Here is a 12,144-nt window from a genome sequence, read left to right on the forward strand (position 1 = left end):
CTCTCTTGTCCCGGCCGGGCTGAAGGCATGATTGCAATGGAGAGCGACGGGACATGGAACGGAAAACAGGCAAGGGATGGCTGCTTGGCGTCATGCTTTTTACCCTGGCAGGCAATGGATACGCCGCCACCGGCACCATCACGATATCCGGGAAGGTGCTTGCCACGACCTGTACGGTAAAGGTCAACAATGCGGGAACCGGGGATGGCACTGTGGTGCTTCCCACGGTCAGTGTCAGCGATTTGAAGAGCGGTGAGACGGCGGGTGACACCTCCTTCACCATCGACATGAACTGCTCCGCTGCCGTGGACAATGTGAAGCCGTACTTCGAGCCTACCAATGTCGATGCCGCCACCGGCTATCTGGTGAATACCGCAGGTACCGGCGGCGCCAAGAACGTCGAGATACAACTGCTCGACCATACCAACAAGGTGATCAATCTGATCGCCAATGATGCCACCGCGATGGATCTGGCCGACGACACCACGGCGACTCAACTTCGCTACACCGCGCGCTATTACGCCAGTGGCGCGGACGCCGTCGCGGGGACCGTCAGCACCTCAGCGGTGTATACCCTGAACTACCAATAGATCTCGCAGTCCGCCCGCACTGGCAGAAGTGCGCGGAGGTAGGGCGTCTGGCAAGGCTTCATAAAGGCTACAGAAAGGCATAGGGATCATGCGTGTACGGGAGTCGTGGGGAAGGGGAGTGGCGCTGTTGGCGCTGGTGGCGCTTTGCAGCCTTGTCAGTCGTGTCGATGCCAGTGTGGTGGTTTCGGGCACCCGGGTGATCTACCCCGCCGATGCCAGGAATGTGAGCGTCGCGCTGACCAATGCGGGCGATACGCCCTCGCTGGTGCAGGTGTGGATCGATCGTGGCGACCCGGACTCCACGCCGGAGAGTGTCGAGGTGCCGTTTCTGACGACACCGCCGGTGACACGCATCAATGCCCATGGAGGACAGGCGATTCGGATCGCCTATCTGGGCGAGGTGGCGCCTGTCGATCGCGAGTCTGTCTACTGGTTGAACGTGCTGGAGGTGCCCGCCACCCAGGCGGCGCCGGACCGAAACGTGCTGCAGCTGGCATACCGCACCCGCATCAAGCTGTTCTATCGACCCGTCGGGCTTGCCGCTTCCCCCGAGCAGGCCGCCGAGCAGCTTCACTGGGAGCTTGAGCGGGGGCCAGGCCGCTGGACGCTGGTGGCCCGTAATGAGAGCCCCTACAGTGTGTCGCTTCGTCGGGTCGGGCTAGGCAACGAAGAGCACCAGGTCACGGCTCGTGGCAGCCTGATCCCGGCCCAGAGCTCCCGCCGTTTCGGCATCGAACCGCTGGCAACCTCCCAGGGTTTCTTCGATTGGATCAATGACTACGGGGTGACGCAGCGGCGCCGATTCGAGCTGTGAAACGTCTGTCCGGCACAGCAGCCGGCAAGGTTCGAGGCTTGCGGCGGCACGGAGGCCTGTCTGTGCTCATTGCGCTGGGGCTGTCCCTCGTCACCGACGCCGGTCTGTCCGCCCGGGCCGACGACGGTAGCAGGGTGACCGGCGGTGCGTCCGAGCGCCGGGTCGAGTACGCCTTCAACGCCAAGCTGCTGAAAGGATCACTCCAGGGCATGGACCTGACCCGCTTCGAGCAGGGTATGACGGTCCCCCCTGGTCGCTATGAACTCGACGTTCTGGTCAATGGCCAGGCGTTCGGTCGCGAGACGGTGACGATCGGTGAGGACCCGGAAGGGACGCGTCTGTGTCTGTCGCTTGATGCGATAAAGCGCCTGCCGCTGAAGCCCGCGGCAGGGGGAGGCGACTCAGGCCGCGAGTGCGTCGATCTGGCCGCTCGCTATCCCTACGTCGATAGCTCGACCGACTCGGCGAACATGCGACTTGAACTGAGCGTGCCCCAGGCCTATCTGCGGCATCGCGTCAGGGGAAAGGTGCCGGCCGAGGCGTGGCAGGACGGCATCAATGGCGCCTTTGTTCGCTACAACAGCAATGCCTTCCGTGGCGAGCGCGACGGGCAGGAGTCCCGTGAGGACTATCGACTCGGGATCAACGCCGGGGTGAACCTCGGCGGTTGGCAGCTTCGTCACAATGCCAGTCTCGATGACGCCAGTGGCGAGACCGCCCACTATCATGTCACCAACACCTACCTGCGCCACGACGTGACGCCCTGGCAGGCCGACCTGGTCATCGGCGAGTATCAGACCTCCGGGATGGGATTCGAGTCGATACCCTTCACCGGCGTCCAGCTCGCCAGCGACGATGCCATGCTGCCTCCTTCCCGGCGGGGCTACGCCCCGGTAGTGCGAGGCACCGCTCGCACCAACGCCAGGGTGACGGTCCGTCAGGGGGAGGACGTCATCTACGAGACCAGCGTGACGCCCGGCCCCTTTGCCATCGACGACCTTTACGCCACCAATGTGGCTGACGACCTTGAGGTCACCATTACCGAGGCCGACGGCAGCGAGCGCGCCTTCGTGCTGCCCTATACCTCGGTGGCACAGTTGCTGCGACCCGGCGCCCACCGCTTCCACCTGACCCTGGGGGAGTATCGGGATGACGGCCTCGTCGACCTGCCCCGGTTCGTTCAGGCCGAATACCGACGCGGGGTCAGCAATCGGCTGACGCTATACTCCGGCGCCATCCTGGCCGAGGACTATATGGCGGGGCTTGCCGGTGGCGCCGTGTCGACCCTGTTGGGCGCCTTCGCGCTGGATGCCACCATGACCCGGGCGAATCACCTGGAGGCGCTGAGCGGTGAGCCGGAGAGCCCGCGTGGCGAGAGCTTTCGTGTGAGCTACAACACCCGTTTTGATCCCACCGACACCGAGCTGTCGGTGGTCAACTACCGTTTTTCCAGTCAGCACTATCTGAGCCTTTCGGACGTTGCGCTGCTGCGCGATGACGGCATGACATCCTCACCACGGGACCGCGAGCGCCAACGTCTCGAGGTCAATCTGACCCAGACCCTGGCCGGCGGCACCAGGCTGTTTGCCTCTGGCATCAGCGCCGACTACTGGGATCGCGAGGACGCGACCACCTATCAGGTCGGTGTCAGTCGTGGCTTCTCCTGGGGCACCCTGAGCGCCACCGCAGGCCGTAGCGAGACCGAAGGCGACTACACCAACGAGTTCTACCTCAATCTCAGCGTTCCGCTGGGAGGCCACCTGCAACTGACCTCCAATCTGGCCCATCGGGGCGATCATCGCTCGGGCCAGTTGAACCTCAGCGGCGACAGCGGCGCGCTGAACTATGGTGTCTACGTCAACCACAGCCGTGATGACCGGTCGCACGATTCAAGCTATGGCGGCAACCTGGGGATGGACACCTCCAGGGTACGTCTTGGCCTCAACCTCAGCGCCGGAGATGACTACCGCAGCTACAGCGCCAGCGCCGATGGCACCGCCATTGCCTATGCGGGTGGCCTGGTGCTGACGCGGGATCAAGGCGAGACCATGGCGGTCATCGAGGCGCCGGGCGCCAAGGGCGCGGCGATTTCTCAACATGACCAGGTGTTGCTGGACGGGCGAGGCAAGGGGGCGATCAGCGGACTGACACCTTACCGCTACAACCGGGTGGCGCTGGATCCCTCCGGCATGACCGATGGCGTCGAGCTCAAGGGCAATGCCAGGCGGGTAGCGCCTCGCCGAGGCGCTATCGTCAGGCTGACCTACGACACCCTGGTGGGGGCGCCGACCCTGGTGCGGGTGACCACGCCGGCGCCTTTCGGCGCGCAGTTGATCGACGCCGATGGAGACGTGCTGGCGGTGCTGGGTCAGGGGCGCATGGCAGTGGTCAGGGGAATCGATGCACACCGCGGCTATCAGCTTCGCTGGGGGCCGAGCCCGCGGGAGCGCTGCCGCCTGACACTGGAGCCGCAACGCGAGGCGACGCCGCACCAGGGTGCAGCGCCGCGTATCGCCCAGCGCCAGGCGACCTGCTTGCCTGGAGATATCTCGTCTGGCTAGCTTCGCCGATCGAACAGGGTTAGGGCGAAGGCGTCCAGCAGGCTGCTGGCCTCGGGGGTCTCGACCACAGACCGCTCGAGTGCCTCGACGTCCTCGTCCTGAGCGACAAGAATATCGCGCTGGTGCGCCAGGTAGGCCGCGGTCACCTGGACGGTGAATTCCGGGTGGAACTGCACGCTGTACTGGGCTGGGCCATAGCGCAGGGCCTGGTTGGGGTCATGGTCGTTGGCCGCCAGGACCGTGGCGGTCTCGGGGCGTGACAGGGCGCTCTGGGCGTGGGTCAGCTGGGCGGCGAAAGCATCGGGCAGCGCACCGAACAGCGGGTCCCCGCGACCGGCCTCGGTCAGCGTGAGGGTACGCGTGCCGCATTCCCGCCCCCTGGGGTGGTAGCCGGCGCTGCCGCCGAAGGCTTCGGCCATCAGCTGGTGGCCATAGCACACGCCAAACAGTGGCAGGCCACAGTCGAGCGCCTCCCTCAGCCAGGGTTTGAGCGCTTCGCTCCAGGCTTCCCGGTCGGACACCATGGCGTGGGACCCGGTCACCATCACCCCGTCCTGATCAGAGATTGCCGGCAGCGGTTGGCGGCGAACGTCGATCACCTCGATGACGCCGCCACGACGACGAAAGCCGTCGAGACGTGCGCTGAACAGGTCCTCGAAGTCGCCGTGCTCGGCGACGACATCGGCGAAGCTGTCACCGGTCTTGAAGATGGCAAGGCGAGGCGGCTCAACAGGCCTCGCCGGGCTTGAAGCAGTGTGGGTCACGGTCTTGGCTCGAAAAGGGGAATCCAGGGGCGCTTGCAGGTGTAGATTCAGCCGCGCGTGAGGCGATCACCGAGGGCGACCATGAAACGGCTGCCGGCGTCGAGCTGTTCGCGCTCGATGTATTCGTCGGGCTGGTGGGCCTGGCTGATGCTGCCGGGGCCGCAGATCACCGTGGGCAGGCCGGCGAGCTGGAACTGACCGGCCTCGGTGGCGTAGGCCACGGCGGCGCCGTCGGGGCTGTCGCCGAGCAGTTCGCGGCACAGGCCCAGCGCCTCGCTGTTGTCACGATCGGCCAGGGCCGGCACGGTGGTGTTGAGCGCCTCTGTGGTGATCGAGGCCTCGGGGGCGCGCTGGCGCATGCGGGCTTCGAGTTCGCGGGCGGTGGCCTCGACCCGGGCCAGCAGCTCCTTGGCGTCATCGGTGGGCAGGTGGCGAATTTCCCATTCGAAGCTGCAGCGCCTGGCCATGATGTTGATGGCCGTGCCGCCCTCGATCTTGCCCACGTGCAGGCTCGAGTGGATCACGCTGAAGGCCTCGTCGACTCGACCCTCTTCCTTGAGCTCCGCCATGACGTCCTCGATGCGGGTGACCAGGCGGGCGGCGACGTGGATCGCCGAGACCCCTTGATACACCTGGCTCGAGTGGGCTTCGCGTCCGATCACCGTGGTACGGAAGTTGCTGGCCCCCTTGTGGGCCACCACCGGCTCCATCAGGGTCGGCTCGCCGACCACCACGGCGGCAGGGCGGGGGTGTTCGGCCATCAGCGTCTCGATCATGCGCGGGGCGCCGACGCAGCCGATTTCCTCGTCGTAGGACAGCGCCAGCCAGATCGGCACCTCAAGCTCCAGTTCGCTCCAGCGCGGTACCTCGGCCAGGGCGCAGGCGATGAAGCCCTTCATGTCACAGGTGCCGCGACCGTACAGGCGCCCGGCATTGTCGCCCTCGCCGGCGGTCAGGGTGAAGGGATCGCTGGTCCATGGCTGTCCCACCACCGGCACCACGTCGGTATGGCCCGAGAGCACCACACCGCCCTTGACCGCCGGGCCGATGCGCGCCAGCAGGTTGGCCCTGGAACCGTCGTCGCTCTCGACCCGCCAGTGATCGACGCCGTAGCGGTCGAGCCACTCTTCGACGAAGGCGATCAATTCCAGGTTGGAATCCCGAGACACGGTGGCAAAGCCCACCAGAGTCTTGAGCAGGTCGTGTGCGGTCATGAAGGCTCCGTCGACTGAGGTCACAAGGAGCGTCAATGTACCATGGCCAGGCGACGCGCCCCAGCGTATCGCCCCGGGTTACCGCCCGAGCACGCTGCTCTCCCGGATCGCCCAAGACTGGTCCGCCCGGCAGCGACGTGCGGGGCGGATGGGACTCAGTCGGACAGCGCGACCCGACTCTCGCCATTGCCGGCGGGGTGCACCTGGATCTGCACCGGAATGCGCTCATGCATCTCCTGGACGTGGGAGATGACCCCGACCCGTCGGCCCTGGGCCTGGAGACCGTCGAGGGCGTCCATCGCCAGCGCCAGCGACTGGGGGTCGAGGCTGCCGAAGCCTTCGTCGATGAACAGCGACTCGATGGCCAGCTCCCCCGAGGCCAGCGAGGCGAGCCCGAGCGCCATGGCCAGTGACACCAGAAAGGTCTCGCCGCCGGATAGCGAGTGCACCGAGCGACGCTCGTCGGCGACGTCCTGATCGATCACCAGGAGCCCCAGCGGGCTGCCCCCTCTCACCAGACGGTAGCGCCGGCTGAGGCCCGCCAGGTGGACATTGGCCTCGTCGATCAGGCGCTCCAGGTTCCAGGCCTGGGCGATGCGCCGAAAGGTCTTGCCGTCGGCGGCGCCGATCAACTCGGCGATGCGGCCCCAGCGATGATGCTCGGCCCTGGCCCTTTCCAGGGCCTCGAGGCCGTCACGTTGGCGCTGCCGGCGTCGATCATCGTCGCGCACGGCGTGCAGAGCGCCATCGCGGCGTTGCTGGGCGGCCTCCAGCCGCGGCCGGTTGGCCTCACGTCTGGCGTCGAGGTCGGCCTGGCGTGCATCCAGCTGGCGTTGGGTGGCCTCGTCGAGCAGTGTCTGCGGGTCCTGCTCCGGCAGATGGCGGGCCCGCCAGGCGCGCCAGCCCTGGCGACGCTCGTCGCGACTAGTACGGGCGGTATGGCAGGCCTCGCGGGCGCTGTCCAGTCGGGCGCGCAGGGCCTTGAGCGCATCATCGGCCTGGTCGAGCAGCCGCTCCAGGTCGCCATCGGTGATGTCCGGGTGCTCGTTGCGCCAGCGTTCCAGCTCGGCGTCCAGGCGGGTCTTTTCGTCCTCCAGCACCGAGAGCGCCTTGCCCTCGTGCTCGATCCGCTGGGTCAGGCTCAGCACCTGACGCTGGGCCTGGTCATGGGTCTGGCGGGCCTGCTCATGGTCCTGACGTGCCTGGCGGACCTGAGCTTCGAGACGCTCGAGCCAGGCATCCGCCGAGCGGTCATCGCCGAGCGCCTCGGCCAGACGTCGTCTGTGCTCGTCGATGCTGCGGGTCAGTTCGGGACGCTGATCGTCGAGTCGCTTGAGTTCCTCGTCGAAGTTGGCAGCGCGCAAGGCAAGCGCCTGACGCTCTCGCTCGTCGTCTTCGATGGCCTCTGCCAGCGGGGCAAGCTGGCGCTCGGCGTCGTCCAGTGCCTGGAGGCGCTCGCGAGCCTGTTGCTGGCGCTGGCGGGCCTTTTCGCTGTGCTCGGTGAGCCAGGCTTGGCGGGCCTCAGCGTCGAGGGCGCGCCACTGCTCGGCGAGCGCCGGGTCGTCGAGCCCGGCCTGGGCTTCTTCGAGACCGGCCTGGGCCTCGTTCCTTCGAGGTTCAAGCGCGAGCAGGCTGGTCTCGGCCTGTTCGACGCTGGCCTTCAGCGCCTGAAAGCGCCCGAACAGGACGTCACGCTGCTCGCGCAGCTCGCCGAGTCGGCTTTCGGACTCGGCAAGCTGATCATCCTCCAGTGCGATCTGGGCGGCGAGCTGGGTGGCCTCCGGGGTGGCGGGGGGCGAGTCTCGCCAGGGGTGCTCGTGACTGCCGCACACCGGACAGGCGGTGTCCGGTTCCAGGGTGGCGCGCATGTCGGCGACGCTGTCGCTTCGGGTGGCGCGGGCGCGCTGGATAAAGCGCGTGAGCTGCTCGTGCTCCGCCGAGGCGTGGTCCAGGCGCGCCCGCGCCTGCTTGCCTTGGTCCAGCAGTTCGTCGCGCTGTGCGCTGTCGCGGCGGCGCTCGGCGTCGAGCCGGCGCTGTTGCTCATCGAGCTGGCGCAGCAGACGCCAGCGCTGCTCCAGTTCGGACAGCGCCAGCAGACGATGGCCGGCGTCCTCGAGGTGCTGCTGGGCCTCGGCCCTGGCCGTTGCGACCTGCTGATGCTGGCCAAGATGGCGTGACAGGGTGCGGGTGGCGGCGTCGCGCTGCTCCAGATGGCGGCGATGGCGCTCTGCCAGGGCTCGCTGCTGCCCGTCGAGATCCTCGCGCTGGCGCTTGCGCTTCTGGTGTTCGTCCTCCAGCTGTCGATGCTGTTGCTCGCGGCCCTTGAGTTCGCTGGCAATTTCACGGGCCTGGGCGATGGCGGGCCGGGCCTGCTCGAGCGCCTGCTCGCTGTCCTCCAGGGTCTGGCGGCGACGGCTGGTTTGCTGGTGCTGTTGTTCCAGGGCGGTGCGTGCCTGGGCCAGGGCTGACGTGGCTTGTTCGAGCTGCTGGCGCTGGTCCGGCAACTGTCGAGAAAGGCTACGCTGGCGCAGCAACTGGGGGCGCCAGGGTGCGACGCGCTCGAGCATCTCGCACTCACGGCGCTGCTCGCTCAGTGCCTCCCATCGGGCCTCTGCCTCGACCAGGCTGGCGTCGGCTTGTTCGCAGCGCTGGCGCCACTGGGCGTCCTGGGCGAGCCACTGGGCCTCTTCGTCCAGCGCCTTCATCTGCCGCTGGCAGGTGTCCAGCTCGCCTTCGGCCTCGGCGAGTTCCTGCTCCATGGCCTGGCGTGCGGTGTCGTCGCTGGGCGCGTCCTCGGCGAGCAGCGCCTGCTGGCGGGCCACCGCGTCGCGGGCCTCCTTGGCCCGGGCGTAGCTTTCGACCGAGATGCGCGAGTATTCCTGGGTATTGGTGAGCTTCTCGAGCAGGTCCGAGCGGGCGTTGTCGTCGGCCTTGAGAAAGGCCGCGAACTCGCTCTGGGCCAGCAGCACGGCGCGGGTGAACTGCTCGAACGATAGCCCCAGGCGCTCGGGGATCAGCTCGGCGAATTCGCGCTTCTGGGCGGTCAACAGGCGTTCGTCGTCCAGGTCGGTCAACGATTGCTCCACCGCCTGCAGCTTGCCGTCGGCCTTGTCCCGGGCGCGCCGCACGGCCCATCGCGCGCGGTAACGGCGAGCGTCGCGGCCGATGAAGTCGACCTCGGCGTAGCCGCTGGCGGCGCCGCGCCTCAGCAGGCTGCGGGGGTCGGCGGTGGCGATCCGCGAGCCGTCCAGGTCCTCCAGATGGGAGTCGCGCCCCGGGGCGTGGCGAAGCCTGGGCGTATTGCCGAACAGCGCCAGACACAGGGCGTCGAGCAGGGTGCTCTTGCCGGCGCCGGTGGGGCCGGTGATGGCGAACAGGCCGGCATCGGCCAGTGGCGCCGCGGTAAAGTCCAGCTCGACTGGACCGGGCAGGGAGGCCAGTTGGGACAGGCGCAGGGCGAGAATCTTCATGGCTGCGTGCTCCCTTCGGCGGCGCCCTGGTCTTGTCCATCCGCGCTCTGGTCTTCGGCATCCGCGTCCTGGACGCGCTGGCACAACCAGTCGAAGTCGGCGATCACGCTGTCGTCCGGCGCCTCGCCCCAGCGCTCTTTCCAGGTGCGCGAAAACAGCTCACGGGGTCCGATGTCCTCGAGGCGCTCGCCACGTCCGGGTGCCTGTGACTCAGTGACCGGCAGCTCGCGCTTCAGTCGCAGCAGGCGTACCGCCCGGTCGCCCAGCGCCTGCTCGATGCGCGAGCGCAACTCCGGCATCGGGGCGTCCAGGCGCACGTTGATCTCGAGCCAGTCCCAGCGCTCGACCGGGCCGGCCCCGTCGCGGGCCGGCAGCGCCTCGATCGCGCCCAGGATCTCTTCCAGCGGGGCAGGGCCGAGGCGACGCATGGCCACCGCCCGCGGCACGCTGATGGGCTCGACATGGGCAAGGGCGCCATCGGCGAAGTCCGCCATCAGCACCTGATGGGGGTAGTCGACCTCGCTGAAGTCCAGCGGCAGCGGGCTGCCGCTGTAGCGTATGCGTTCGTCGCCGACCCGCTGGGCGCGGTGCAGGTGCCCCAGGGCGACGTAGTCGATGTCGTCGGGAAACAGCGAGGCCGACAGCGATTCCTCGCCGCCGATGACGATAGGGCGTTCGCTGGCCTCGGAGACGGTGGCGCCACGCAGGTGGGCGTGGCTCATGGCGATCAGCGCCTGGCCAGGCTCGCGCTTTTCCCGGGCCGCCGCGATCAGTTCGCGATGGACCCGCTCGACGCTGGCCACATAGTCGTCGCCGGCGTTCGTCTCTCCTCCTGCTGCGCCCGCCGCTTGTCTGCTCTGCCGGCCACGACCGGTGATCTCCGCTGGACGCAGGAAGGGCAGCGCCAGGCACCAGGCGCGGACCTCACCCTGGGCATCGCTCAAGGGCACCAGCAGGCGATCGCTGTCCAGCGCGCCGTCATCGACGAAGCGCACCCGGCCAAGGGCATGGGTGCGCAGGTGCTGCATCAGCGGGGCGGGCAGCTCGATGCGGCTGCCGCTGTCGTGATTGCCGGCGATCAGCGCAATGGTCAGGTCAGGGCAGCGCTGGTGGACCCTGACGATAAAGTCATAGAGCAGCTCCTGGGCGCGCAGCGACGGATTGACCACATCGAAGACGTCGCCGGCGACCAGCAGCGCGTCCACCTGGCGTTCGGCGAGGATGTCGACCAGCCAGTCGAGGAAGGCGCGATGTTCCTCGTGACGTTCCTGGCCGTGAAAGCTCTGGCCCAGATGCCAGTCTGCGGTGTGGATGATCCTCATCCGTCCTCCCTGATGGAGCGCCAGGCCCTGCGGCCGGCAGCTTGTTGATCCCCGTGACTGGCGCGTAGTCTACCGCGAGCGGGTGGTGTCTTCAGCCACCGCAGGTCATCAACAGGGAGGTGACATGACCCAGCACCCCAGGACACGAGAGACTGCGCTGCACGACTGGGACCTGGCACCGAAGGAGGCCATCGCCTTGCAGCGTACCCTGGCAGGACGCCTGATACGCGAGGACGCCCTCGGTGAAGTGGAACACATTGCCGGAGTGGATATCGGCTTCGAAGATGGAGGCGACACCACCCGCGCCGCGGTGGTGGTGCTGTCCTGGCCGGGGCTTGCGCCGATCGAGCAGGTGGTGGCGCGTCAGCCGACGCGCATGCCCTACGTGCCGGGGCTCCTGTCCTTTCGTGAGATACCGGCGGCCCTGGCGGCCTTCGAACGACTCGACAGCCGCGTGGATCTGGTCATGGTGGATGGCCACGGCATCGCCCATCCCCGGCGCCTCGGGGTGGCGGCGCACCTTGGACTGTGGCTGGATCTGCCCACCCTGGGCGTGGCCAAGAAACGCCTGACCGGGCGCCATGGCGAGGTCCCCGAGGGGCGTGCGGAAAGTACCGACCTGATGGACGGCGACGAGCGCATCGGGGTCGTGCTACGCTCGCGCGCCGGCGTCAAGCCGGTGTTCGTGTCGCCGGGCCACCGGCTGTCGGTGGATTCGGCCAGGGCCTGGGCGGTGGCCTGCCTCGGCCGCTACAAGTTGCCCGAACCCACAAGGCTGGCCGACAGGCTGGCGTCACGGCGCTGAGCCGGCCTTCACTCAAGCATCCGAGAACTCGCCATGTCCGACACAGAGGTATCACCCGGCGTTGCGGCCACCGCAGCCTGGGTCGAGGAATTCGTGGTTGGCCTCAACGTCTGCCCCTTCGCCGGGCGTGAGGTCACACGCGGATCGATTCGCTATATCGAGGTCGACGGGCGCAGGCTCGAGGACGCCCTGGTGGCGCTGCTGGAGGCCTGCCACCACCTCGAGACGACACCCGAGGTGGAGACCAGTCTGCTGGTGTTCACCCGAGGGCTTGCCGACTTCGACGACTATCTCGACGCCCTGGCCATGGCCGAGGCATTGCTCGCCGACCGTGGCTACGAGGGCGTCTTCCAGCTGGCGAGCTTCCACCCTGACTATGTCTTCGACGGCGTGGATGATGATGATCCGGCCAACTTCACCAATCGTTCTCCCTGGCCGGTCTGGCATCTGCTGCGTGAAGAGGGTCTGGAAAGGGCGCTGGCCCACTATCCCGACCCCGAGGCTATCCCCGAGCGCAATATCGAAAGGTTGAGGGAGATCGGCAGCGACAGTCTGGCCGAGCGGCTGGCGGAATTGAAAGCGCGCTTTCGCTGAGCCGAAGGCG

At 67.6% G+C, this 12,144-nt stretch carries 9 protein-coding genes; 5 read left to right on the forward strand and 4 right to left on the reverse strand.

What is annotated here, in order from left to right; genetic code table 11:
* Window positions 1-53: 53 nt before the first annotated feature.
* The 3 genes from NFH98_RS05590 to NFH98_RS05600 all read left to right on the forward strand — a co-directional run bounded on the left by NFH98_RS05590 (window position 54) and on the right by NFH98_RS05600 (window position 3,965).
* Window positions 54-590 (forward strand): fimbrial protein, encoded by a 537-nt coding sequence (locus NFH98_RS05590; protein ID WP_052704279.1) that lies wholly within the window; start codon window positions 54-56, stop codon window positions 588-590.
* Between the two features lie 88 nt (window positions 591-678).
* On the forward strand, window positions 679-1,404 hold the full coding sequence (locus NFH98_RS05595; RefSeq protein WP_124802492.1) for a fimbrial biogenesis chaperone: 726 nt from the start codon (window positions 679-681) through the stop codon (window positions 1,402-1,404).
* A 62-nt stretch (window positions 1,405-1,466) separates the two neighbouring features.
* Entirely contained in the window at window positions 1,467-3,965 is a 2,499-nt protein-coding gene (locus NFH98_RS05600; RefSeq protein ID WP_124802490.1) for a fimbria/pilus outer membrane usher protein, read from the forward strand.
* Here NFH98_RS05600 and NFH98_RS05605 read toward each other — a convergent pair.
* The 4 genes from NFH98_RS05605 to NFH98_RS05620 all read right to left on the reverse strand — a co-directional run bounded on the left by NFH98_RS05605 (window position 3,962) and on the right by NFH98_RS05620 (window position 10,735).
* Window positions 3,962-4,729: a glutamine amidotransferase gene (locus tag NFH98_RS05605; RefSeq protein ID WP_124802488.1), complete on the reverse strand. Its 768-nt coding sequence runs from the start codon at window positions 4,727-4,729 to the stop codon at window positions 3,962-3,964. The genes NFH98_RS05600 and NFH98_RS05605 overlap by 4 nt on opposite strands.
* A 47-nt stretch (window positions 4,730-4,776) precedes the next feature.
* On the reverse strand, window positions 4,777-5,943 hold the full coding sequence (gene argE / locus NFH98_RS05610) for an acetylornithine deacetylase (protein WP_124802486.1): 1,167 nt from the start codon (window positions 5,941-5,943) through the stop codon (window positions 4,777-4,779).
* A 155-nt stretch (window positions 5,944-6,098) separates the two neighbouring features.
* Window positions 6,099-9,413 (reverse strand): AAA family ATPase, encoded by a 3,315-nt coding sequence (locus NFH98_RS05615; protein WP_349622319.1) that lies wholly within the window; start codon window positions 9,411-9,413, stop codon window positions 6,099-6,101.
* Complete coding sequence (locus tag NFH98_RS05620; protein WP_124802482.1) at window positions 9,410-10,735, reverse strand: exonuclease SbcCD subunit D C-terminal domain-containing protein; 1,326 nt, start codon at window positions 10,733-10,735, stop codon at window positions 9,410-9,412. The genes NFH98_RS05615 and NFH98_RS05620 overlap by 4 nt, the downstream gene beginning before the upstream one ends.
* Window positions 10,736-10,859: 124 nt before the next feature.
* Here NFH98_RS05620 and nfi point away from each other — a divergent pair, with 124 nt between their 5' ends.
* Together nfi and NFH98_RS05630 are read left to right on the forward strand one after the other, a co-directional pair.
* Entirely contained in the window at window positions 10,860-11,540 is a 681-nt protein-coding gene (gene nfi, locus NFH98_RS05625) for a deoxyribonuclease V (protein WP_045991905.1), read from the forward strand.
* A gap of 33 nt (window positions 11,541-11,573) precedes the next feature.
* Complete coding sequence (locus NFH98_RS05630) at window positions 11,574-12,134, forward strand: DUF1415 domain-containing protein (RefSeq protein WP_124802480.1); 561 nt, start codon at window positions 11,574-11,576, stop codon at window positions 12,132-12,134.
* Window positions 12,135-12,144 lie beyond the last annotated feature (10 nt).

It is taken from the genome of Halomonas sp. H33-56 (assembly GCF_040147035.1).
GTDB lineage: Bacteria > Pseudomonadota > Gammaproteobacteria > Pseudomonadales > Halomonadaceae > Halomonas > Halomonas litopenaei.

What these genes read in the sequence shown, in the direction of transcription:
- NFH98_RS05590 (WP_052704279.1), top strand. Translation starts at nt 54, where the DNA reads ATGGAACGGAAAACAGGCAAGGGATGGCTGCTTGGCGTCATGCTTTTT.
- NFH98_RS05595 (WP_124802492.1), top strand. Translation starts at nt 679, where the DNA reads ATGCGTGTACGGGAGTCGTGGGGAAGGGGAGTGGCGCTGTTGGCGCTG.
- nfi (WP_045991905.1), top strand. Translation starts at nt 10,860, where the DNA reads ATGACCCAGCACCCCAGGACACGAGAGACTGCGCTGCACGACTGGGAC.
- argE (WP_124802486.1), bottom strand. Translation starts at nt 5,943, where the DNA reads ATGACCGCACACGACCTGCTCAAGACTCTGGTGGGCTTTGCCACCGTG.
- NFH98_RS05615 (WP_349622319.1), bottom strand. Translation starts at nt 9,413, where the DNA reads ATGAAGATTCTCGCCCTGCGCCTGTCCCAACTGGCCTCCCTGCCCGGT.
- NFH98_RS05620 (WP_124802482.1), bottom strand. Translation starts at nt 10,735, where the DNA reads ATGAGGATCATCCACACCGCAGACTGGCATCTGGGCCAGAGCTTTCAC.
- NFH98_RS05630 (WP_124802480.1), top strand. Translation starts at nt 11,574, where the DNA reads ATGTCCGACACAGAGGTATCACCCGGCGTTGCGGCCACCGCAGCCTGG.